Source organism: Serratia sp. PGPR-27 (assembly GCF_022678525.1).
Lineage (GTDB): Bacteria > Pseudomonadota > Gammaproteobacteria > Enterobacterales > Enterobacteriaceae > Serratia > Serratia nematodiphila.
Genome location: NZ_JALBYS010000001.1, coordinates 37227 through 58266, shown reverse-complemented (window position 1 = coordinate 58266; position 21040 = coordinate 37227). Strand labels below are relative to the sequence as shown.

At 63.5% G+C, this 21040-nt stretch carries 24 protein-coding genes; 18 read left to right on the top strand and 6 right to left on the bottom strand.

The annotated features are described in order from the left end of the window. The first annotated feature begins 335 nt into the window (after positions 1 to 335). From treR to treC, 3 genes are all read left to right on the top strand, one after another. A complete protein-coding gene (treR, locus tag MMS95_RS00300; protein ID WP_048325897.1) occupies positions 336 to 1283 on the top strand; it encodes a trehalose operon repressor TreR in 948 nt (315 codons plus the stop codon). Between the two features lie 137 nt (positions 1284 to 1420). Continuing rightward, a complete protein-coding gene (treB, locus tag MMS95_RS00295; RefSeq protein ID WP_033631654.1) occupies positions 1421 to 2836 on the top strand; it encodes a PTS trehalose transporter subunit IIBC in 1416 nt (471 codons plus the stop codon). A gap of 67 nt (positions 2837 to 2903) precedes the next feature. Beyond that, positions 2904 to 4568, top strand: a complete 1665-nt coding sequence (treC, locus tag MMS95_RS00290) for an alpha,alpha-phosphotrehalase (RefSeq protein WP_166730534.1) — start codon at positions 2904 to 2906, stop codon at positions 4566 to 4568. A 28-nt stretch (positions 4569 to 4596) separates the two neighbouring features. Here the strand turns inward: treC and MMS95_RS00285 are convergent, their stop codons facing one another. Next, entirely contained in the window at positions 4597 to 5121 is a 525-nt protein-coding gene (locus tag MMS95_RS00285; protein WP_166730533.1) for an NAD(P)H-dependent oxidoreductase, read from the bottom strand. Between the two features lie 105 nt (positions 5122 to 5226). Here MMS95_RS00285 and MMS95_RS00280 point away from each other — a divergent pair, with 105 nt between their 5' ends. From MMS95_RS00280 to nrdG, 3 genes are all read left to right on the top strand, one after another. Further along, the gene (locus tag MMS95_RS00280; protein WP_171453233.1) at positions 5227 to 6141 is read left to right on the top strand and encodes a LysR family transcriptional regulator; all 915 of its coding nucleotides are present in this window, start codon (positions 5227 to 5229) and stop codon (positions 6139 to 6141) included. Between the two features lie 244 nt (positions 6142 to 6385). Then, positions 6386 to 8524 (top strand): anaerobic ribonucleoside-triphosphate reductase, encoded by a 2139-nt coding sequence (gene nrdD, locus MMS95_RS00275; RefSeq protein ID WP_242141278.1) that lies wholly within the window; start codon positions 6386 to 6388, stop codon positions 8522 to 8524. A 167-nt stretch (positions 8525 to 8691) separates the two neighbouring features. Continuing rightward, a complete protein-coding gene (gene nrdG, locus MMS95_RS00270) occupies positions 8692 to 9156 on the top strand; it encodes an anaerobic ribonucleoside-triphosphate reductase-activating protein (RefSeq protein WP_041037638.1) in 465 nt (154 codons plus the stop codon). A 5-nt stretch (positions 9157 to 9161) separates the two neighbouring features. On the opposite strand, the gene MMS95_RS00265 is transcribed toward nrdG, so the two are convergent. The 3 genes from MMS95_RS00265 to MMS95_RS00255 form a co-directional block, all read right to left on the bottom strand. Continuing rightward, positions 9162 to 9437: a type II toxin-antitoxin system mRNA interferase toxin, RelE/StbE family gene (locus MMS95_RS00265; RefSeq protein ID WP_048325889.1), complete on the bottom strand. Its 276-nt coding sequence runs from the start codon at positions 9435 to 9437 to the stop codon at positions 9162 to 9164. Positions 9438 to 9445: 8 nt separating this feature from the next. Further along, positions 9446 to 9733: a type II toxin-antitoxin system RelB/DinJ family antitoxin gene (locus MMS95_RS00260; protein WP_013811307.1), complete on the bottom strand. Its 288-nt coding sequence runs from the start codon at positions 9731 to 9733 to the stop codon at positions 9446 to 9448. A gap of 105 nt (positions 9734 to 9838) precedes the next feature. After that, positions 9839 to 10894, bottom strand: coding sequence for a permease (locus MMS95_RS00255; RefSeq protein ID WP_242141277.1), 1056 nt, complete (start codon positions 10892 to 10894; stop codon positions 9839 to 9841). Positions 10895 to 11121: 227 nt separating this feature from the next. Here MMS95_RS00255 and phnF point away from each other — a divergent pair, with 227 nt between their 5' ends. The 11 genes from phnF to phnP are packed head-to-tail and all read left to right on the top strand — an operon-like array spanning position 11122 to position 19425. Then, entirely contained in the window at positions 11122 to 11850 is a 729-nt protein-coding gene (phnF, locus tag MMS95_RS00250; protein WP_079451148.1) for a phosphonate metabolism transcriptional regulator PhnF, read from the top strand. Beyond that, positions 11851 to 12294, top strand: coding sequence for a phosphonate C-P lyase system protein PhnG (gene phnG / locus MMS95_RS00245; protein WP_016929298.1), 444 nt, complete (start codon positions 11851 to 11853; stop codon positions 12292 to 12294). It begins immediately after the preceding gene. Between the two features lie 3 nt (positions 12295 to 12297). Next, positions 12298 to 12879 (top strand): phosphonate C-P lyase system protein PhnH, encoded by a 582-nt coding sequence (phnH, locus tag MMS95_RS00240; protein WP_075685179.1) that lies wholly within the window; start codon positions 12298 to 12300, stop codon positions 12877 to 12879. Next, positions 12879 to 13964, top strand: a complete 1086-nt coding sequence (locus tag MMS95_RS00235; RefSeq protein ID WP_156866154.1) for a carbon-phosphorus lyase complex subunit PhnI — start codon at positions 12879 to 12881, stop codon at positions 13962 to 13964. The genes phnH and MMS95_RS00235 overlap by 1 nt, the downstream gene beginning before the upstream one ends. After that, positions 13957 to 14817 carry an alpha-D-ribose 1-methylphosphonate 5-phosphate C-P-lyase PhnJ gene (locus MMS95_RS00230; protein WP_004933420.1) on the top strand — a complete coding sequence of 287 codons (861 nt, stop codon included), beginning with the start codon at positions 13957 to 13959 and terminating at the stop codon, positions 14815 to 14817. Before MMS95_RS00235 ends, MMS95_RS00230 begins: the two co-directional genes overlap by 8 nt. Then, entirely contained in the window at positions 14817 to 15605 is a 789-nt protein-coding gene (gene phnK / locus MMS95_RS00225) for a phosphonate C-P lyase system protein PhnK (protein ID WP_015376435.1), read from the top strand. The genes MMS95_RS00230 and phnK overlap by 1 nt, the downstream gene beginning before the upstream one ends. Positions 15606 to 15621: 16 nt before the next feature. Beyond that, positions 15622 to 16326 (top strand): phosphonate C-P lyase system protein PhnL, encoded by a 705-nt coding sequence (gene phnL, locus MMS95_RS00220; protein WP_118892514.1) that lies wholly within the window; start codon positions 15622 to 15624, stop codon positions 16324 to 16326. Next, entirely contained in the window at positions 16326 to 17462 is a 1137-nt protein-coding gene (gene phnM, locus MMS95_RS00215) for an alpha-D-ribose 1-methylphosphonate 5-triphosphate diphosphatase (RefSeq protein ID WP_015376433.1), read from the top strand. The genes phnL and phnM overlap by 1 nt, the downstream gene beginning before the upstream one ends. Continuing rightward, a complete protein-coding gene (gene phnN, locus MMS95_RS00210) occupies positions 17462 to 18031 on the top strand; it encodes a ribose 1,5-bisphosphokinase (protein WP_021504235.1) in 570 nt (189 codons plus the stop codon). The genes phnM and phnN overlap by 1 nt, the downstream gene beginning before the upstream one ends. After that, on the top strand, positions 18028 to 18630 hold the full coding sequence (locus MMS95_RS00205) for a DapH/DapD/GlmU-related protein (protein WP_076740841.1): 603 nt from the start codon (positions 18028 to 18030) through the stop codon (positions 18628 to 18630). The genes phnN and MMS95_RS00205 overlap by 4 nt, the downstream gene beginning before the upstream one ends. Before the next feature lie 12 nt (positions 18631 to 18642). After that, positions 18643 to 19425, top strand: coding sequence for a phosphonate metabolism protein PhnP (phnP, locus tag MMS95_RS00200; protein WP_242141276.1), 783 nt, complete (start codon positions 18643 to 18645; stop codon positions 19423 to 19425). Here the strand turns inward: phnP and MMS95_RS00195 are convergent. Both MMS95_RS00195 and MMS95_RS00190 read right to left on the bottom strand, forming a co-directional pair. Continuing rightward, positions 19382 to 20014, bottom strand: a complete 633-nt coding sequence (locus MMS95_RS00195) for an NAD(P)H-binding protein (RefSeq protein ID WP_015376429.1) — start codon at positions 20012 to 20014, stop codon at positions 19382 to 19384. The two genes, phnP and MMS95_RS00195, sit on opposite strands and share 44 nt — an antisense overlap. 30 nt (positions 20015 to 20044) lie before the next feature. Next, positions 20045 to 20485, bottom strand: coding sequence for a YhbP family protein (locus MMS95_RS00190; protein WP_015376428.1), 441 nt, complete (start codon positions 20483 to 20485; stop codon positions 20045 to 20047). A gap of 433 nt (positions 20486 to 20918) precedes the next feature. Here MMS95_RS00190 and speFL point away from each other — a divergent pair, with 433 nt between their 5' ends. After that, positions 20919 to 21023, top strand: coding sequence for a leader peptide SpeFL (gene speFL, locus MMS95_RS00185; protein ID WP_004933443.1), 105 nt, complete (start codon positions 20919 to 20921; stop codon positions 21021 to 21023). Positions 21024 to 21040 lie beyond the last annotated feature (17 nt).

The following is a 21040-nucleotide window of genomic DNA, read 5'->3' as shown; positions in this document are numbered from 1 at the left end:
CTGCCAACGCAGATCCTTATTATTTTTTTCAGCAGCAGGAGCGAACGACGAAGCGCGCGCTACCGGTTACCGTGATGTACTTCACCGGTAAAACAGCAGCGCCAGGCGGAGAGGTTTTACCGGAGAACCGAGTGAGTGTCTAAAGCAGTCGGGTCGGGGTCCATATGGGGTATAACCTCCGGTAAAGGGAAAAACAGAGCGGCAGGAGCGGCCGTTCAGCGCAGTGCAACAATCCCGTTTTGCATCAAGATCCCCGTAGGAAAATGAGCTATGCTGACGGGCATTGTTTTACAGGCCGTGATGTTACGCCTGTCCACTTCAACGAAAAGTAAACCATGCAAAACCGGCTGACCATCAAGGACATCGCACGCCTGAGCGGCGTAGGCAAATCCACCGTCTCACGCGTGTTGAACAATGAAGGCAGCGTGAGCCCGCAAACCCGTGAACGGGTGGAAGCGGTGATCCGTCAGCAAGGGTTTACCCCCTCCAAGTCGGCGCGCGCCATGCGCGGCCAGAGCGACAAAGTGGTGGGCATTATCGTTTCCCGTCTCGATTCGCCGTCGGAGAACCAGGCGGTGCGCACCATGCTGCCGCTGCTGTATCAGCAGGGCTTCGACCCGATCGTGATGGAGAGCCAGTTCGAAACCCGCCTGGTGCAGGAGCACCTGCACGTGCTGCGCCAGCGCAACGTCGACGGGGTGATCCTGTTCGGCTTCACCGGCCTGACCGCGGCGATGCTCAAACCATGGCAGGAAAAAATGGTGGTGATGGTGCGCGAATACGACGGCTTCTCGTCCGTCTGCTACGACGACGCCGGCGCGGTGAACCTGTTGATGGATCGTCTGTACCGGCAGGGGCATCGGCATATCGGCTATCTGGGGGTGCAGCTCAGCGACGCCACCACCGGCCAGCGCCGCTACCAGGCCTATCTCGACGCCTGTGAACGCCTCCAGCTCACGCCGCGCGCCACGCTGGGCGAGCTGAGTTACCAGAGCGGTTTCCAGCACGCCGCCGAAGTGATCGATGCGCACACCAGCGCGCTGATCTGCGCCTCCGACAGCATCGCCCTCGGCGCGATCAAGTACCTGCAGCAGCAGCCGGCGCGCGCCATTCAGGTGTGCGCCATCGGCAACACCCCGCTGCTCAGCTTCCTGTTCCCCGACACTCTGTCGGTGGAGTTCGGCTACGGCAGCGCCGGCCTGCTGGCCGCGCAGCAGCTGCTGGCGCAGCTCAGCGGCGAACAGGGGATCCGCCGCCTGGTGGTGCCCAGCAAACTTTCCTGACTCCCTGATTAGAAATTGACCATTTTTTGTCATTTTGTGATCCTCGCCCCAAACCGGGAACGTTCCCATTTCATTCAAAAAGCCGAGTGGCTAAGCTTTGATCATTACTCAGTCAACACCTCTGCAGGTATCCCATAATGAGCAAAGTAAAACAGCAGGATATTGATCGCCTGATTGTTTTGGTCGGCGGCCGCGAGAACATCGCCACCGTCAGCCATTGCATTACCCGGCTGCGTTTCGTCCTCAACGATCCCAATAAGGCGAAACCGAAAGAGATCGAAGAGCTGCCGATGGTCAAAGGCTGCTTCACCAACGCCGGGCAGTTCCAGGTGGTGATCGGCACCGACGTCGGCGACTACTATCAGGCGCTGATCGCCAGCACCGGCGTCAACGAGGCCGACAAAGAACAGGCCAAGGTGGCGGCGCGCCAGAACATGACCTGGACCGAGCGCACCATCTCCCACTTCGCCGAGATCTTCTTCCCGCTGCTGCCGGCGCTGATCAGCGGCGGTCTGATCCTAGGTTTCCGCAACGTGATCGGCGACATCCCGATGTCCGGCGGCCAAACGCTGGCGCAGATGCACCCGGCGTGGAAAACCGTTTACGACTTCCTGTGGCTGCTGGGCGAAGCGATCTTCATGTTCCTGCCGGTGGCCATCTGTTGGTCGACGGTGAAAAAGATGGGCGGCACGCCGGTGCTCGGCATCGTGCTGGGCGTCACCCTGGTGTCGCCGCAGCTGATGAACTCCTACCTGCTCGGCCAGCAAACGCCGGAAGTGTGGAACTTCGGCTGGTTCGTGATCCAGAAAGTCGGCTATCAGGCGCAGGTGATCCCGTCGATCCTGGCGGGCATGGCGCTGGGCTGGATCGAAACCCGGCTGAAAAAGATCGTCCCCGACTATCTCTATCTGGTGGTGGTGCCGGTGGTCTCGCTGCTGCTGGCGGTGTTCCTGGCGCACGCGCTGATCGGGCCGTTCGGCCGCATGATCGGCGACGGCGTCGCCTGGGCGGTGAAAGCGGTGATGACCGGCAGCTTCGCCCCGGTGGGCGCCGCGCTGTTCGGCTTCCTGTATGCGCCGCTGGTGATCACCGGCGTGCACCAGACCACGCTGGCTATCGACATGCAGATGATCCAAAGCATGGGCGGCACCCCGGTGTGGCCGCTGATTGCGCTGTCCAACATCGCGCAGGCTTCGGCGGTGCTCGGCATCATCATCATCAGCCGCAAGGCCAACGAGCGTGAAATCTCGGTGCCGGCGGCGATCTCCGCCTACCTCGGCGTGACCGAACCGGCGATGTACGGCATTAACCTCAAATACCGCTTCCCGATGCTGTGCGCGATGATCGGCTCCGCGATCGCCGGCCTTATCTGCGGGCTGGACGGCGTGATGGCCAACGGCATCGGCGTCGGCGGTCTGCCGGGCATTCTGTCTATCAAGCCGCAGTTCTGGCTGATTTACTCGCTGGCGATTCTGGTGGCGATCGTCATCCCGCTGGTGCTGACCATCATGGTCTACAAACGCAAGGCCGCGCGCGGCGAGCTGCCGGTTTGATTGACGCAATATGAATGTAGGAGCCTGCTCGCGCAGGCTCGTTGTCACGATTCAAAGGTATTGAACTATGAGCAACCCAACCCCCTGGTGGCAGAACGGCGTCATCTACCAAATTTATCCGAAGAGTTTTCAGGACAGCACCGGCAACGGCTACGGCGATTTGGCCGGCGTGACGCGGCGGCTGGACTATCTGCAGGAGCTGGGCGTCGACGCCATCTGGCTGACGCCGGTCTACGTATCGCCGCAGGTGGACAATGGCTATGACGTGGCGGACTACTGCGCCATCGATCCGGCTTACGGCACGATGGCGGACTTCGAGCAGCTGGTCGCCGCCGCCCACCAGCGCGGCATCCGCATCGTGATGGACATGGTGTTCAACCACACCTCGACCGAGCACCCGTGGTTCAAGGCCGCGCAGGATCGCCACAGCCCGTATCGCCAGTTTTACGTCTGGCGCGACGGCGACGGGGATACGCCGCCGAACAACTGGCGCTCCAAGTTCGGCGGCAACGCCTGGCAGTGGCACGCCGACAGCGGCCAGTACTATCTGCACCTGTTCGCCGCCGAGCAGGCGGATCTCAACTGGGAACACCCGCCGGTGCGCGAAGAGCTGAAGAAAGTGTGTCAGTTCTGGGCGGATAAAGGCGTCGACGGCCTGCGCCTCGACGTGATCAACCTGGTGTCCAAGCAGCAGGACTTCCCGTCTGACAGCCAGGGCGACGGCCGCCGCTTCTACACCGACGGCCCGCGCATCCACGAGTTCCTGCAGGAGATGAGCCGCGACGTGTTCCAGCCGCGCGGCCTGATGACGGTGGGCGAGATGTCCTCCACCACACTCGAGCATTGCCAGCAATACGCGGCGCAGAGCGGTGAAGAGCTGTCGATGACTTTCAACTTCCACCATCTGAAGGTGGACTACGCGGGCGGCGAAAAATGGACGCGGGCGGCGCCGGATTACGTGGAGCTGAAGCAGATCTTCCGCCACTGGCAGCAAGGGATGCATAACCGCGCCTGGAACGCGCTGTTCTGGTGCAACCACGATCAGCCGCGCATCGTGTCACGCTTCGGCGATGAAGGCGCACTGCGAGTGCCGGCCGCCAAAATGCTGGCGATGGTGCTGCACGGCATGCAGGGCACGCCTTATATCTATCAGGGCGAAGAACTCGGCATGACCAACCCCGGCTTCCGCGCCATCGAGCAGTATCGCGACGTGGAAAGCCTGAACATGTACGCTGAACTGCGCGCCCAGGGCCGCAGCGACGCCGAGCTGCTGGCGATCCTGGCCGACAAATCGCGCGACAACGGCCGCACGCCGATGCAGTGGAGCGCCGCGCCGCACGCCGGTTTCACCACCGGCACGCCGTGGATCGGCTGCGCTGAGAACTACCCGCAGATCAACGCCGAAGCGGCGCTGGCCGACCTCGACTCGGTGTTTTACGCCTACCGCCAGCTGATCACCCTGCGCAAGCAATACCCGCTGCTGACCCACGGCGACTATCAGGATCTGGCACCGGAACACCCGGCGCTGTGGTGCTATCAGCGCAGCTGGAACGGCCAGCGCCTGCTGGTAGCGGCCAACCTGAGCCGCGAGCCGCAGGCCTGGACGGCGGCGGGCGTGGAGCCTTCCGCCCAGTGGCGCCCGCTGATGAGCAACTACAGCGACTCGGCAGACCAGCCGCAGGCGCTGACGCTACGGCCGTTCGAAGCGGTGTGGTGGCTGCTCGAAGACTAACCCCGCAGGGCGCGGCGAGCGCTGCGCCCTACCATTTCCCCAGCAGCGCTACCACCCCGGCGGCCTCTTGCGCCAGGCGTTCATCACTCATGTCGAATACGCCCTGCACCAGATGCGGCGGCAGATAATCCATGCCGGTCAGGTTGGCCATGGCGTGGAACGGCAGCAGCAGATCCTGCACCGGATAACGGTTGTACCCTTCCGCCGTATAGGCCTGCGCGTTGCCGCCGGTGCTCACCACCAGCTGCAGCGGCTTGCCGTGCAGTTGGGTGCCTTCGCTGCCGTAGGCGAAACCGTAGGTTAATACCGCATCCTGCCATTCGCTGAGGATCGCCGGCGAGCTGTACCAATAAAACGGGAACAACATCACTACCGCATCATGGCTCTGCAGCAGCGCCTGTTCGCGCGCCACGTCGATGCGGTAATCCGGGTACGCGCGGATCAGTTCGTGAACGGTCACGTTAGGCAGCGGGCGTACGGCCTCGATCAGCGCTTTGTTGATGCGCGACTCGTCGGGGGTGCGGTGGGCGGTTAACACTAAAATGCGCGACATAACGATTCCTCGGTCATAAGAAGATGAGGGCATTTTTCCATTTCCGCCGCTTCGGGTGTAGGCTGTTAAAGGTCACTTCAATTTCAACTGAAAGTATCAACCACTATGTCGCTGCCCTTTGACGTGCACCGCCTGCTGCCGGCCTTCCTCGCCGCCGCGCAGGCGCAAAATTTCTCCGCCGCTGCTCGCCAGCTGGGCGTCACGCCGGCGGCGGTCAGCAAAAACATCCGCGCGCTGGAAGAGAAGCTGGCGCTGCGGCTGTTTCAGCGCAACACCCACAACGTGCTGCTGACCGACGAGGGTAAGGCGCTGCTGGCGCAGGTGGCGCCGCTGTGGCAGGCGCTGGCGGCCACGCTGGAGAGCGCCGGCGGCGAACGGCAGGCGCCGGCCGGGGTGGTGCGCGTCAGCATGATCCCCGGCTTCGGCCGCCAGATGCTGATGCCGTTGATCCCGCAATTTCTGGCGCGTTATCCGCAGATCGATCTCGATCTGTCGCTGGACGCCCGGGTGGTGAACCTGGTGGGCGAAGGCTTCGACGTCGGCATCGGCAGCCGGGTCGATCCCGACAGCCGGCTGGTGGCCCGCCCGCTCTACCCGATGCATATGGTGCTGGCGGCCTCGCCCGACTATCTGGCGCGGCGCGGTGAGCCGCAAACGCCGCACGATCTGCTGCGCCACGACTGCCTGCTGCACCGTAACCCGGGCAACGGCCGCCACGTCAAATGGCAGCTGCGCCATCAGGGCGAAACGCTGGCGCTGGATCTGAACGGCCGGCTGGTGGTCAGCCGGCCGGAGATGTTGCTGGATGCGGCGCTGGCCGGGCTCGGTATCGTCAACCTGGCGCGCTGGTACGTTGAAAAGCACTTCGAACAAGGCACGCTGCGGCCGGTGCTGGCGCAATGCTGGCCGCGCCCGGTGCAGCTGTGGCTCTATTACGCCTCAGCGGATCTGCCGCCGCGGGTGCGCGTCTGGGTCGACTTTCTGCTGGAACATTTTCGCGATCGGCCAACGGGCGATTGACGTCTGTTCAGCTTACGCACGCTCTTCCGTTTTCCTTGTTCTACATCAAAAGAATCGCGCCAATATCTATATATAGTGCATTAGGAATTACGAACACCTATATATAGTAGTTATCCACAAAATCATCCACACGTCGCCACAGCCCTTGCGCGCTGCGGCTTTGCCCTGTGGATAAGCGAAATTTGACGGTTGCTCGCCGCGTCAGGCGGGTATGAACGCTCCCTCGGGGAACAAGGAGTACAACGTGAAACCAGTAGTGATTAAGCGGGACGGTTGCCAGGTACCTTTTGACGAAGCGCGCATTGCGCAGGCCATCGAGCGCGCCGCGCTGGCGGTGGGCGTGGTCGACGCCGACTACTGCGCCACCGTCGCCCGCGTGGTCGCTCAGCGCATGGAGCAACAGCCGCGCGTCGATATCCACGAGATCCAGCAGGCGGTGGAAAACCAGCTGATGGCCGGCGAGTACAAACAGCTGGCGCGCGCCTATATCGAATACCGCCACGATCGCGACGTGGCGCGCGAGCTGCGCGGCCGCCTGAACCAGGAAATTCGCGGCCTGGTCGAGCAAAGCAACCGCGCGCTGCTGAATGAGAACGCCAACAAGGACAGCAAGGTGATCCCCACCCAGCGCGACCTGCTGGCGGGCATCGTCGCCAAACACTACGCCAAGCAGCACATCCTGCCGCGCGACGTGGTGCTGGCCCATGAACGCGGCGAAATTCACTACCACGATCTCGACTACTCGCCGTTCTTCCCGATGTTCAACTGCATGCTGATCGATCTGAAAGGCATGCTGACCAACGGCTTCAAGATGGGCAACGCCGAGATTGAGCCGCCGAAGTCGATCTCTACCGCCACCGCCGTGACCGCGCAGATCATCGCTCAGGTCGCCAGCCATATTTATGGCGGCACCACCATCAACCGCATCGATGAAATTCTGGCGCCGTTCGTCGACGAGAGCTTCCGCAAACACCTGCAGGTGGCGGAAGAGTGGCAGATCCCGGATGCCAAAGGCTATGCCATGGCGCGCACCGAGAAAGAGTGTTACGACGCCTTCCAGTCGCTGGAGTACGAGGTCAACACCCTGCACACCGCCAACGGCCAGACGCCGTTCGTCACCTTCGGTTTCGGCCTCGGCACCAGCTGGGAGTCGCGCCTGATCCAGCGCTCGATCCTGAAAAACCGCATCGCCGGGCTGGGCAAAAACCGCAAGACCGCCGTGTTCCCCAAACTGGTGTTCGCCATCCGCGACGGCCTCAACCACCAGTACGGCGACCCGAACTACGACATCAAGCAGCTGGCGCTGGAGTGCGCCAGCAAGCGCATGTACCCGGACATCCTCAACTACGATCAGGTGGTGAAGGTCACCGGCTCGTTCAAAACGCCGATGGGCTGCCGCAGCTTCCTCGGCACCTACGAGCAGGACGGCGAACTGGTGCACGACGGCCGCAACAACATCGGCGTCATCAGCCTCAACCTGCCGCGCATCGCGCTGGAGGCGATGGGCGATGAGTCGCGCTTCTGGACGCTGCTGGATCAGCGCCTGCAGCTGGCGAAAAAGGCGCTGATGACGCGCATCGCCCGGCTGGAAGGCATCAAGGCGCGGGTGGCGCCAATCTTGTACATGGAAGGCGCCTGCGGCGTGCGGCTCAAGGCCGACGACAACATCGCCGATATCTTCAAGCACGGCCGCGCTTCAATTTCGCTGGGCTACATCGGCCTGCACGAGACCATCAACGCGCTGTTCGGCGGCGAAAACCACGTGTATGACGACGAGGCGCTGCGCGCCAAAGCGGTGGCGATCGTCGCACGGCTGCGCGCCGCCGTCGACGCCTGGAAAGACGAGACCGGCTACGGCTTCAGCCTCTACAGCACGCCGAGCGAAAACCTGTGCGATCGCTTCTGCCGGCTGGACACCGCCGATTTCGGCGTGGTGCCGGGCGTCACCGACAAGGGCTATTACACCAACAGCTTCCACCTCGACGTGGAGAAGAAGGTCAATCCGTACGACAAGCTGGACTTCGAAGCGCCCTACCCGCCGTTGGCCAGCGGCGGCTTCATCTGCTACGGCGAGTACCCGAACCTGCAGCACAACCTGAAGGCGCTGGAAGACGTGTGGGACTACAGCTACAGCCGGGTGCCTTACTACGGCACCAACACGCCGATCGACGAGTGCTACGAATGCGGCTTCACCGGTGAATTCTCCTGCACCAGCAAAGGCTTCATCTGCCCGAAATGCGGCAACCACGACTCGGCCAAGGTCTCGGTCACCCGCCGGGTGTGCGGCTATCTCGGCAGCCCCGATGCCCGGCCGTTCAACGCCGGCAAGCAGGAAGAGGTGAAACGCCGGGTGAAACACCTCGGTAATGGGCAGCTCGGCTGAAAAACGCCGCGCAGCCTATGCAGAAGCCTGTTCATCAGGCGTGATTGTCGCCGCCAGTTTGCCTTCGGCCAGCGCGCACCAACCGCAGCGTACACACAGTACGTGAGGATTGGGAGCACTGCCGGAGGCAAAATGGCCAGTAAAATAGCCTGATGGGCAGACCTCACATGAATTATCACCAGTATTACCCAATCGACGTGGTCAACGGCCCCGGCACCCGCTGCACGCTGTTTGTCGCCGGCTGCGTGCACCAGTGCCCCGGCTGCTACAACAAAAGCACCTGGCGGCTCAACTCCGGCCAGCCGTTTACCCCGGCGTTGGAAGACCGCATCATCGCCGATCTGAACGATACGCGCGTGCCGCGCCAGGGGCTGTCGCTCTCCGGCGGCGATCCGCTGCACCCGGCTAACGTGCCGAGCATCTTGCAACTGGTGAAACGGGTGCGCGCCGAGTGCCCCGGCAAGGATATCTGGCTGTGGACCGGCTACCGGCTGGCGGAGCTGGACGCACAGCAAATGCAGGTGGTGGACAGGATCAACGTGCTGATCGACGGCAAGTTCGTGCAGGATTTGAAAGACCCGGCGCTGATCTGGCGCGGCAGCAGCAACCAGGTGGTGCATAGGTTGCGCTGACAACGCTAGTTTGGAAATTTCTCGCGCTGGTGGGCAATCGAGAAAACCTTAATAACATCATCGACGATGATATACACCAGCAACAGGGAGGCCTTGTTAACTAGCAGCTTACGTGCCTTCCCATACCAAGGCTTACCTAATTCAGGATGATCCAGCAGGCGCTTTACCGCTTTATCTATCTCGTTATCAGCCTGCACTGCCGCCTGTGGATTGAAAATATAAAGAAACTCAAAAATACGTTCCCTGTCCCGTAGCGCTGCATTATCCCATTCGATACGCATAACGATCCCTATTTTCGGTCGTATTTCGCTCTAATTTTTGCCTTAAAGGCATCCATGCTTTCTTCTACTTCTTGTTGGCTAAGGTAGACAGCATTACCCTCATGCAGACGGGAAAAAGCTGCATCCACCTTATCTTTCAACCAATTTTCGTGCTCCTCCGCGGCCCGTTGCTCATCAGCCATTTGCTCCGCCAAGCGGCGGCAGGCTTCACTCAATGTCGTTCCTTTAGCTTCCGCGGCCTTTTGCGCCAAACGCTTGGTTTCATCTTCGATGCGAAACTGGATGCGACTTTCCATCTTTGCTCCTCCTGCAATCGCACGATGGCGACACTAAATCTTGAACAGAAACGTTAGCACATTTGTGACAACGATATCGAGGTAAACGGTCGTTTTTCGAACATTTTACACCAACCCCATCCCCACCACGCCGGTCAGCACGCCGCACAGCGCCACCAGCGCCGCCGTCAGGCACAGCGCCCGGGCGGAGAAGGCCTTGTTGAGCATCAGCAGCGAAGGCAGGCTGACCGCCGGCAGGGTCATCAGCAGCGCCAGTGCCGGGCCTGCGCCCATGCCCGCCAGCATCATGGTCTGCACGATCGGGATTTCCGCCGCGGTGGGGATAACGAACAGGCAGCCGACGATCGCCAGCGTGATGATCCACAGCAGGCTATTGTCGACGGCGCCGTCGGCGTGCGGGAACAGCCAGACCCGCGCCGCGCCTAGCGCCAGCACCGCCAGCACGTAGATCGGGATGGTCGACCAAAACAGCGCCCACAGCGCTTTGCCCCAGCGGGCGAGGAACGGCCGCTCATCGCTCTGCGCCGTCATCAGCGGCGGCTGCGGCGCGGCGGGCTGCGGATCGTTGGCGGTCACGCGCTGCACCAGCCAGGCGATACCCAGCACCATCACCACGCCCGCCACCAGGCGGATGGCGGCGAACGGCCAACCGAGCACAAACCCCATGAACACCAGCGTCGCCGGGTTCAGTATCGGGTTGGCGAGCCAAAAGGCCAGCGCGGCGCCGCTGGACACCGACTGGCGGCGCATGCCGGCGGCAACCGGCGCGGCGCAGCAGGTGCACATCATGCCCGGCAGCGCGATCAGCGCCCCCAGCATGGTGCCGGAAAAACGCCGATGGCCGAGCGTGCGCGCCAGCCAGTCGCGCGGGATCAGCACCTGCACCAGCGAACCTAACAACACCCCGAGCAGCGCCGCCTTCCACACCGCGGTGAAGTAGACCAGCGCGTACTGCCAGGCCGCCAGCCAGGGGCTTGCGGCGCCGTCGGCCAGGATCGATTTGCCGATCGAGTGGCTGTCCGCCGCTACGAACGCCTTGCCGTAGTAAGGCTGCCATTTCACGTAGTAGAGGCCAACGGCCACCACCAGCAGAAACAGGATCGGTTTCCACAGCGGCCAGGCGCGTGGGGCGTGTTCAGGGGCGTTCAGAGGTTGCGGCATGGTAGCGGCCAGAGTCAGTCAACAGTGGCGCCAGCATAGCGCGCCGCCGCCGCTCGTGCACGCCCGGGCTGTCCTAAATAGTTCATCTGTTCGCCACCGAGGCGTAACGCGATTGTCATCTGCGCCCGTCACCATGATGCCAACTTGAAAACCACAGGGTAGACGCCCGATGAAACGCACCGCTTCCGCCTTCATCGCACCGCCATCGGCATGACGAGGTTTTTATTATGATGGAGTTATCTAGACATCCGACCACTTACCCCACCCGCTATCAGCAGATCGCCGCGCAGCTGGAACAGGAGCTGCGCACGCAGTACCGCTGCGGCGACTACCTGCCTTCGGAACAGCAGCTGGCCGAGCGCTATCAGGTCAATCGCCACACCCTGCGCCGCGCGGTGGATCAGCTGGTGGAGCGCGGCTGGCTGCAGCGCCGCCACGGCGTCGGCATTCTGGTGCTGATGCGGCCTTACGACTACCCGCTGCATGCCAATACCCGCTTCAGCCAGAACCTGTTCGAGCAGGGCAGCCATCCCACCAGTGAGCGCTTACTCGCAGTCTTGCGGCCGTGCAATGGGCATGTCGCCAGCGCGCTCTCGCGTGAAGAAGGCGAAATGGTGATCCACCTGCGCACCCTGCGCCGGGTCAACGGCGTGCCGATGAGCGTGATCGACCACTATCTGCCCGATCTGGACTGGTGGCCGGCGCTGCAGCAGTTCCACAGCGGTTCGCTGCACCAGTTTATCGAACAGCACCTCCAGCAGCCGCTGGCCCGCCGCCAGACGCGCATCAGCGCGCGCCGCGCGCAGGCCAAAGAGAGCCGGCTGCTGGAGATCGCCACCCACGCGCCGCTGCTGTGCGTGCGCACCCTTAACGTCCGCAGCGGCGGCGAAGACGTGGCGGAATACTCCGTCAGCCTGGCCCGCGCCGACATGATTGAACTGACGATGGAGCACTGAATGCACGCCTTAGAGTCGAGACAACGCTGGATGTCGGTGCTGGCGCACAGCCGGCCCGAGCAGCTGCGCAGCCACTGGCAGGCGCTGAACCTCAGCCCGGGTTACCGCAGCATCCGCGCGCCGGAGATCGGCCTGGCCCAGCTGCAGGGGCGCATGGGCGCCACCGGCCGCCGCTTCGTACTGGGGGACATGACCGTCACCCGCGCGGTGGTGCAGCTGGACAACGGCGGCTACGGCTACAGCTATATCGCCGGGCGCGACAAGGCGCACGCCGAGCTGTGCGCGCTGGCCGATGCGCTGCTGCAACAGCCGGAGCACGGCGAGCGCCTGCAACAACAGCTGATCGCGCCGCTGGCCGCGCTGCAGCACGAACAGCGCCAGCTGCGCGCCCGGGCGATCGCCGCCAGCCGGGTGGACTTCTTTACGCTGGTGCGAGGGGATTGAGCCATGAGTTTATTGACCGGTTTTGAGCAACCGATAGACCAATCGCAGCACGCTTTCCGTTTGATTCTTAAAGCCTTGAGCGAACCGGGCCACCGGGTGACGCTGCCGAACGGCCCGGCCTGGGCACCGCTGAACGCCGCCAGCACCGCCGCGCTGCTGACGCTGGCCGATCAGGAAACGCCGCTGCAGCTGTGCGCTGCGCTTAAAAGTGAGCAAGTGCTAACAAACATTCGTTTTCACAGCGGCGCACCGCTGGCCGCCACGGCGCAGGAGGTCTGTTTTGCCCTGTTCGATGAGCACGTGCAGGCCGCCGATCTGCAGGCGTTGCCGCACGGCACGGAAATCTCGCCGGAATGCGGCGCCACGGTCATCGTGCAGCTCGCCGAGCTGGAGAACGGCGCCGCGCTGCGCCTGACCGGCCCCGGCATCGAGAGCCAACGCCTGATAGCGCCACGCCTGCCGCCGGCGCTGCTGGATTACCTGGTCAACCGCCCGCAGCGCTTCCCGCTGGGGCTGGATATTTTGCTGACCTGCGGCGATCGCCTGCTGGCGATCCCGCGGACCACCCGCGTGGAGGTGTGCTGATGTACGTAGCGGTAAAAGGGGGCGAAAAAGCCATTGAGGCCGCCCATCAGCTGCAGGAACAGCTGCGGCGCGGCGACGAGGCGCTGCCGGCGATCGGCGCGGAACAAATCGAACAGCAGCTGGGGCTGGCGGTAGATCGGGTGATGACCGAAGGCGGCATCTACGATCGCGAGCTGGCGGCGCTGGCCATCAAACAGGCCAGCGGCGATCTGGTGGAGGCAATCTTCCTGCTGCGCGCCTATCGCACCACCCTGCCGCGCCTGGCGGTCAGCGAGCCGCTGGCCAGCGAAAACATGCGGCTGGAGCGGCGCATCTCGGCGGTTTACAAGGACTTGCCCGGCGGGCAGGTGCTGGGGCCGACCTACGACTACACCCACCGGCTGCTGGACTTCGCGCTGCTGGCGGAAGGCGAGGCGCCGCGTGCGCCGCAGGCCGACGAACCGCTGCCGGACAACTGCAGCCACGTGTTCGATCTGTTGTGTCGCCAGCAGTTGGCGCGCGAAGAGCAGGACGACGGCAGCACGCCGGACGACATCACCCGCAACCCGCCGGTTTACCCCTGCTCGCGCTCGGCGCGCCTGCAGCAGCTGGTGCGCGGCGACGAAGGTTTTCTGCTGGCGCTCGGCTACGCCACCCAGCGCGGCTACGGCCGCAACCACCCGTTCGCCGGCGAGATCCGCACCGGCCACGTTTCGGTGGAGATCGTGCCTGAAGAGCTCGGTTTCGCCATCGATATCGGCGAAATCCTGCTGACCGAGTGCGAAATGGTCAACGGCTTCGTCGATCCCAAGGACCATCCGCCGCACTTCACCCGCGGTTACGGGCTGGTGTTCGGCCGCGCCGAACGCAAGGCGATGGCGATGGCGTTGGTGGATCGCGCATTGCAAAGCCCCGACTACGGCGAAGGCGTCGCCGGCCCGGCGCAGGACGAAGAGTTCGTGCTGGCCCACGCCGACAACGTCGAGGCCGCCGGCTTCGTCTCCCATCTCAAGCTGCCGCACTACGTCGACTTCCAGGCCGAACTGGAACTGCTCAAGCGGCTGCGACAGGAATACAGCGAGCGTCAGGAGGCCCGCGATGAGTGAAGTATTGACCGGCTATAACCTCGGTTATCTGGACGAACAGACCAAGCGCATGATCCGCCGCGCCATCCTCAAGGCGGTGGCGATCCCCGGCTACCAGGTGCCGTTCGGCGGCCGTGAGATGCCGATGCCCTACGGCTGGGGCACCGGCGGCATTCAGCTCACCGCCAGCGTCATCGGCCGCGCCGACGTGCTGAAGGTGATAGACCAAGGCGCCGACGACACCACCAACGCGGTGTCGATCCGCCGCTTCTTCCAGCGCGTCGCCGGGGTGGAAACCACCGAGCGCACGCCGGAGGCTACGCTGATCCAGACCCGTCACCGAATTCCGGAAACCGCGCTGCGCGAAGACCAGATCCTGATCTATCAGGTGCCGATCCCGGAGCCGCTGCGCTTTATCGAACCGCGCGAAACCGAGACCCGCAAGATGCACGCGCTGGAGGAGTACGGCGTGATGCAGGTGAAGCTGTATGAAGACATCGCGCGCTACGGCCATATCGCCACCACCTACGCCTACCCGGTGAAGGTCAACGATCGCTACGTGATGGATCCGTCGCCGATCCCGAAATTCGACAACCCGAAAATGCACATGATGCCGGCGCTGCAGCTGTTCGGCGCCGGGCGCGAGAAACGCATCTACGCCCTGCCGCCATTCACCAAGGTGGAGAGCCTGGACTTCGACGACCATCCGTTCAGCGTGCAGCAGTGGGACGAACCCTGCGCGCTGTGCGGCTCGCGCCACAGCTACCTGGACGAGGTGGTGCTCGACGATCGGGGCAACCGCATGTTCGTCTGTTCGGACACCGACTACTGCCGGCAGCAGCTGGCGCAATCTTCGCAAGAGGCGCAGCACTGATGACTTCCACCCCTTTGAGCACCACCCCGCTGCTGTCGGTGAACCGGCTCACCCACCTGTACGCCCCCGGCAAGGGCTTCAGCGACGTGTCGTTCGACATCTACCCCGGTGAAGTGCTGGGCATCGTCGGCGAATCCGGCTCCGGCAAAACCACGCTGCTGAAGTCGATCTCGGCGCGGCTGGCGCCGCAGCGCGGGCAGATCCTTTACCGCCCTCAGGCGGACCAGGAGCACGACCTGTACGCCATGGCGGAGAGCGATCGCCGCCGCCTGCTGCGCACCGACTGGGGCGTGGTGCATCAGCATCCGCTCGACGGGCTGCGGCCGCAGGTCTCCGCCGGCGGCAACATCGGCGAGCGGCTGATGGCCATCGGCCAGCGCCACTATGGCGACATTCGCCGCCAGGCCGGCCAGTGGCTGGAAGACGTCGAGATCCCGCTGTCGCGCCTCGACGATCTGCCGACCACCTTCTCCGGCGGCATGCAGCAGCGGCTGCAGATCGCCCGCAATCTGGTCACCCACCCCAGGCTGGTGTTTATGGATGAGCCGACCGGCGGGCTGGACGTGTCGGTACAGGCGCGCCTGCTCGATCTGCTGCGCAATCTGGTGGTGGAGATGCAGCTAGCGGCGGTGATCGTCACCCACGATCTTGGCGTGGCGCGGCTGCTGGCCCACCGCCTGCTGGTGATGAAACAGGGCGAAGTGGTGGAGAGCGGCCTGACCGACCGGGTGCTGGACGATCCTCACCACCCCTACACCCAACTGCTGGTTTCTTCGGTGCTGTCGTAACCCAAGGCGATAACAGATGACTATGCAAATCCGAGTTGAACATCTCAGTAAAACCTTTGTGCTGCATCAGCAGTACGGCACCCGCCTGCCGGTGCTGCACGACGCCAACCTGACGGTCCACGGCGGCGAATGCGTGGTGCTGCACGGCCACTCCGGCAGCGGCAAATCCACCCTGCTGCGCTCGCTGTACGCCAACTACCTGCCGGACAGCGGCCATATCTGGATCAACCACCAGGGCGACTGGCTGGACATGGTCAGCGCCGACGCGCGCCAGATTCTGGCCGTGCGCCGCCATACGCTGGGCTGGGTCAGCCAGTTCCTGCGGGTGATCCCGCGCATCAGCGCGCTGGAGGTGGTGATGCAACCCTTGCTGGAACAGGGCGTCGAGCGCGTCGAGTGCCGTGAACGCGCCGAAGCGCTGCTCGCTGCGCTCAACGTGCCGCAGCGCCTGTGGCCGCTGGCGCCGTCCACCTTCTCCGGCGGCGAGCAGCAGCGGGTAAACATCGCGCGCGGCTTTATCGTCGACTACCCCATCCTGTTGCTGGATGAACCGACCGCCTCGCTCGACAGCCGCAACAGCGCGGCGGTGGTGCAGCTTATCGAACGCGCCAAGGCGCGCGGCGCGGCGATCGTCGGCATTTTTCACGATGAAGGCGTCCGCCGACAGGTCGCCGACCGGCTTTATGATATGCAGGCGCCGCAGGCGCTGGAGGCCCTCTGATGATCGTCAATAACGTTAAGCTGGTGCTGGATGACCAGGTGGTGCAAGGCTCGCTTGAGATGCAGGACGGCGTGATCCGCAGCTTCGCCGACGGCCCGAGCCGGCTGCCGCAGGCGCTGGACGGCGACGGCGGCTGGCTGCTGCCGGGGCTGATCGAGCTGCATACCGACAACCTGGACAAGTTTTTCACCCCGCGCCCGAACGTCGACTGGCCGGCCCATTCGGCGATGAGCAGCCACGATGCGCTGATGGTGGCCAACGGCATCACCACGGTGCTGGACGCGGTGGCGATCGGCGACGTGCGCGACGGCGGCCACCGGCTGGAAAACCTGCAGAAGATGATCGACGCGGTGATCCACAGCCAGCGCGCCGGGGTGAACCGCGCCGAGCATCGGCTGCACCTGCGATGCGAGCTGCCGCACGAGAGCACCCTGCCGCTGTTCGAACAGCTGATGGACAAGCCGGGCGTGTCGCTGGTGTCGCTGATGGACCATTCGCCGGGCCAGCGCCAGTTCGCCTCACGCGAAAAGTATCGCGAATATTATCAGGGCAAATACCACCTCAACGACCAGCAGATGAGCGAGTACGAGGAGCAGCAGGTCGCCCTGTCCGCCCGCTGGGCCGCGCCGAACCGCGAGGCGATCGCCGCCCACTGCCGCGCGCGCCGCATCTCGCTGGCCAGCCATGACGACGCCACCGCCGCGCACGTGGCCGAATCCTGCGCGCTGGGCAGCGCCATCGCCGAGTTCCCCACCACCGAGGCGGCTGCCCGCGCCTCGCACCAGCAGGGCCTGCAGGTGCTGATGGGCGCGCCGAACATCGTGCGCGGCGGTTCCCACTCCGGCAACGTGGCGGCGCACCACCTGGCGGCGCTGGGGGTGCTGGATATTCTCTCTTCCGATTATTACCCGGCCAGCTTGCTGGACGCGGCGTTTCGCCTCGCGGCGGACGAGCGCAACGCCTACGATCTGCCCCAGGCGGTGCGCATGATCACCCGCAACCCGGCGCGGGCGCTGGATCTGCAGGATCGCGGCACCCTCGCCGAAGGATTGCGGGCGGATCTGGTGCTGGCGCGGCCGCACGGCGAGCACGTTTACGTGCAGAACGTGTGGCGTCAGGGCAGGCAGGTGTTCTGATGGCGCGGCTCATCTATCTGATGGGGCCTTCCGGCGCAGGCAAGGACAGCCTGCTGGCCGCGCTGCGGGCCGACGCCGACCGCGCGCCGCTGGTGGCGCACCGCTACATCACCCGGCCGGCGGACGCCGGCTGCGAGAATCACATCGCGCTGAGCGAACCCGAATTTCTGCGCCGCCGCGCCAAGGGGCTGTTCGCGCTCGACTGGCAGGCGCACCAGCAGCGCTACGCGTTCGGGATCGAAGTGGATCTTTGGCTGCTGCAGGGGATCGACGTGGCGGTCAACGGTTCGCGCGCCCACCTGCCGCAGGCGCAGCAGCGCTACGGGGCGCAGCTGCTGCCGGTGTGCCTGCAGGTCAGCGCCGCGATCCTGCGCCAGCGCCTGCAGGATCGCGGGCGGGAAAGCGCCGAACAGATCGAGCAGCGGCTGGCGCGGGCGGCGGAATATCAGCAGAGCCTGCCCGCCGGCTGCCGGGTGCTGCACAACGACGGCCCACTCGACGACACCCTGGCGGCGCTGCTGGCGCTGCTGCCGACCTCTACCCGACAAACTCAGGACGCGACGCCATGAACGACTTCGCCCAGCCGAAAATCGGCGACAACGTGACCCTTAACCGCACCCGGCTCGGCCAGTATGTGCACCTGGCCGACGATGCGATCCTGGAAGAGGTGGAGATGGGGGACTACTCCTACACCGCCGGGCACAACCAGATCTTTTACGCCACTATCGGCAAGTTCGTCTCCATCGCCTCCTATGCGCGCATCAATCCCGGCAACCACCCGACCTACCAGCGCATCGCGCAGCACCACTTCACCTACCGCGCTTCCGAATACGGGCTGGGGGAAGATGACGCAGCGTTCTTCGACTGGCGGCGCGAGCACCACGTCACCGTCGGCCACGACGTGTGGATCGGCCATAACGCCATCCTGATGCCGGGCGTCAGCGTCGGCAACGGCGCGGTGATCGGCAGCGCGGCGGTGGTCACCAAAGACGTGGAGCCCTACAGCATCGTCGCCGGCGTGGCGGCCAAGAAGATCGGCATGCGCTTTGACGACGAGCTGATCGAGCGTATCGAACGCAGCCAGTGGTGGCACTGGGATCACGCCACGCTGCAGGCGCGGCTGGCGGATTTTCGCGACATTAACCGCTTTGCGCAGAAGTACCTTTAACGGAGGGGAGCGATGCAACTGACCTTTCTCGGCACCGGCGGCGCGCAGCAGGTGCCGGTGTTCGGCTGCGACTGCCCTATCTGCCAACGGGCGCGGCGCGAGCCGGCATTTCGGCGGCGAGCGTGCAGCGCCATGCTCAACTATCAGGGGGAAACGACCTTATTGGATGCGGGATTACCGGCTTTGGAGCGGCGATTTTCGGCGGGGCAAATTCAACGTTTTTTACTGACACATTACCACATGGATCACGTTCAGGGGTTATTTCCTTTGCGTTGGGGGTGCGGAAATTCCATTCCGGTATATGGCCCGCCGGATGAACAGGGCTGCGACGACCTGTTCAAACACCCCGGCATTTTGGCGTTTCAGCCGCCGCTGGCGCCCTTCGCCACCGTCGAACTGGGCGGCATGCGCATCACCCCGCTGCCGCTGCAACACTCCAAACTGACCCACGGCTATCTGATCCAGGCGGCGGGCGCTGCGCTGGCCTACCTGACCGACACCGTCGGCCTGCCGCCGGCCACCGCCGGCTATCTGCAGAACGTGGCGCTGGATCTGCTGGTGCTCGACTGCAGCCTGCCGCCTCAGCCGCAGGCGCCACGCAACCACAACGATCTGACCCGCGCGCAGGAGACGCAGCGCTTGCTGCAGCCCAAACGCACGCTGCTGACGCACATCAGCCATCATCTCGATCTGTGGCTGCTGGACCACGAACTGCCCGCCGGGCTGGAGCTGGCGTTCGACCACCTCAGCGTCAGCCTCGGTAGCAGTGCAGCCGATCCGACTCCAGCACCCTGACCCCTTCACCCGGCGTGAACGCCTGCTGCAACAGCGTCTGCGCCACGTCTTTGGCGGCGACCGCCCGCCATTTGCCGGGCAGCAGCCTGAACAGCGGCAACGTGAGGCGCTCCATCAGGCGCGGCGCCGGGCGATCCCCCACCAGCATGGAAGGCCGCACCAGCGTCAGGCGCGGCCAGCGCTGTTCGCGCAGCGCCTGCTCCATCTCGCCTTTGGTGCGGTTATACAGGAAGGTGGAATCCGCGTTGGCGCCCAGCGCGCTCACCACCAGACAGTGCTGCGCCCCCAAGCGGCGGCCGGTCAGCGCGCTCTCCACCACCAGTTGATAATCGACGTAGCGGAAGGCATCGGCGCTGCCCGCCGCCCGGCGGGTGGTGCCCAGGCAGCAGAACACCAGATCGACCGGTTGCTGCAGGCTACTCAGCAGCTCGAACAGCGCATCGCCGACCGGGTTGGTCAGCTTGCCGTGCGGCGGCAGCGGCGTGCGCGTCGGCGCCACGATGGCCGTTATCTGCGGATCGCTTTGCAACCGCTGCAACAACTCGCGCCCCACCAGCCCGGTTGCGCCGACTAACAGTGCTCGCGCCATGCGATCTCCCGTTGTAATCAATACGTCGACTTAAAGTATAGACCGCGCCCAGTGCAGCTTCTTGCCGAAGCCGAGGGTGTTGTCGGTCATCTTCACCTCGTGCAGATCCAGCCGCCAAACCGAGGCCTTCATCGCCCTGGCGATCGGGAAACGCTTGCAGTAACGCGCGCGCGCCGCCTCGGCCTCTTCGCCGCTCAGCAGCACCGCCTCGGCGCGGTACTGCACGCCACGGATCAGCGCGATGCTTTTCGGCTTCGGCGCGATGGTGCCGACCACCCGGCCGTTGTTCAGCATCAGCCCGCCGTGGCGGGTGTGCGGTTCGGTCATCAGCCACAGCGCCATCGTCGCGGCGTCGAACACGTAAAAACAGTTGGCGCACCACATGTCGAGGCCGTCGCCGGCGCACAGCGTCAAGACGTGTTGCTTACCGATAAAATCCGCAATCTGCTGCCGTTGTTCTGGGGTATTCAAGGTCAATCGCCTCCCTGTTCACTCGCCTCATCTTACCCTGCGTTGTTGAGGCGAGTCACAAATAACGATAATCATCAAAAATCGCATGTGAATACAAAACCATTATATTTGAATTTTTACCCAATCCAGCATAAAGCAGGTTGATAACATAAATAACACAATACAGATTTATTTGATCGTTATGCAGCCGGTTATTTGACCGCTTTTTTTATTCCTTCTCGGGCGGCATCAAAATTAAGTGTTCAGGGCTCGCGAACATTAGCAATTCATTTACATGCCAACCTCTGCGCCTGGATGATACTTATGCAATACATTGCATAACCGGTGAATAGTTATTTATCAAAACCGGCATTTATGTGATTCTCATCACAATTTTTAGTGCATCTTGCGTTAAAATAGCGCCATCTTTTCACTCAGCAAGGTGGATTAGAAAATGGAAAACAATAACCGAAAAATGGCGCACATCAGGCGCACAACCCATATTATGATGATGGCTCATCGCAGCTGCTTTAGTTTCGCATTCTTCAACTACAGATAACCCTCACCCCCTCGCTC

Coding starts and splice junctions, on each gene's coding strand:
- treR (WP_048325897.1), top strand. CDS start 336: ATGCAAAACCGGCTGACCATCAAGGACATCGCACGCCTGAGCGGCGTA.
- treB (WP_033631654.1), top strand. CDS start 1,421: ATGAGCAAAGTAAAACAGCAGGATATTGATCGCCTGATTGTTTTGGTC.
- treC (WP_166730534.1), top strand. CDS start 2,904: ATGAGCAACCCAACCCCCTGGTGGCAGAACGGCGTCATCTACCAAATT.
- MMS95_RS00285 (WP_166730533.1), bottom strand. CDS start 5,121: ATGTCGCGCATTTTAGTGTTAACCGCCCACCGCACCCCCGACGAGTCG.
- MMS95_RS00280 (WP_171453233.1), top strand. CDS start 5,227: ATGTCGCTGCCCTTTGACGTGCACCGCCTGCTGCCGGCCTTCCTCGCC.
- nrdG (WP_041037638.1), top strand. CDS start 8,692: ATGAATTATCACCAGTATTACCCAATCGACGTGGTCAACGGCCCCGGC.
- MMS95_RS00265 (WP_048325889.1), bottom strand. CDS start 9,437: ATGCGTATCGAATGGGATAATGCAGCGCTACGGGACAGGGAACGTATT.
- MMS95_RS00260 (WP_013811307.1), bottom strand. CDS start 9,733: ATGGAAAGTCGCATCCAGTTTCGCATCGAAGATGAAACCAAGCGTTTG.
- MMS95_RS00255 (WP_242141277.1), bottom strand. CDS start 10,894: ATGCCGCAACCTCTGAACGCCCCTGAACACGCCCCACGCGCCTGGCCG.
- phnF (WP_079451148.1), top strand. CDS start 11,122: ATGATGGAGTTATCTAGACATCCGACCACTTACCCCACCCGCTATCAG.
- phnG (WP_016929298.1), top strand. CDS start 11,851: ATGCACGCCTTAGAGTCGAGACAACGCTGGATGTCGGTGCTGGCGCAC.
- phnH (WP_075685179.1), top strand. CDS start 12,298: ATGAGTTTATTGACCGGTTTTGAGCAACCGATAGACCAATCGCAGCAC.
- MMS95_RS00235 (WP_156866154.1), top strand. CDS start 12,879: ATGTACGTAGCGGTAAAAGGGGGCGAAAAAGCCATTGAGGCCGCCCAT.
- MMS95_RS00230 (WP_004933420.1), top strand. CDS start 13,957: ATGAGTGAAGTATTGACCGGCTATAACCTCGGTTATCTGGACGAACAG.
- phnK (WP_015376435.1), top strand. CDS start 14,817: ATGACTTCCACCCCTTTGAGCACCACCCCGCTGCTGTCGGTGAACCGG.
- phnL (WP_118892514.1), top strand. CDS start 15,622: ATGACTATGCAAATCCGAGTTGAACATCTCAGTAAAACCTTTGTGCTG.
- phnM (WP_015376433.1), top strand. CDS start 16,326: ATGATCGTCAATAACGTTAAGCTGGTGCTGGATGACCAGGTGGTGCAA.
- phnN (WP_021504235.1), top strand. CDS start 17,462: ATGGCGCGGCTCATCTATCTGATGGGGCCTTCCGGCGCAGGCAAGGAC.
- MMS95_RS00205 (WP_076740841.1), top strand. CDS start 18,028: ATGAACGACTTCGCCCAGCCGAAAATCGGCGACAACGTGACCCTTAAC.
- phnP (WP_242141276.1), top strand. CDS start 18,643: ATGCAACTGACCTTTCTCGGCACCGGCGGCGCGCAGCAGGTGCCGGTG.
- MMS95_RS00195 (WP_015376429.1), bottom strand. CDS start 20,014: ATGGCGCGAGCACTGTTAGTCGGCGCAACCGGGCTGGTGGGGCGCGAG.
- speFL (WP_004933443.1), top strand. CDS start 20,919: ATGGAAAACAATAACCGAAAAATGGCGCACATCAGGCGCACAACCCAT.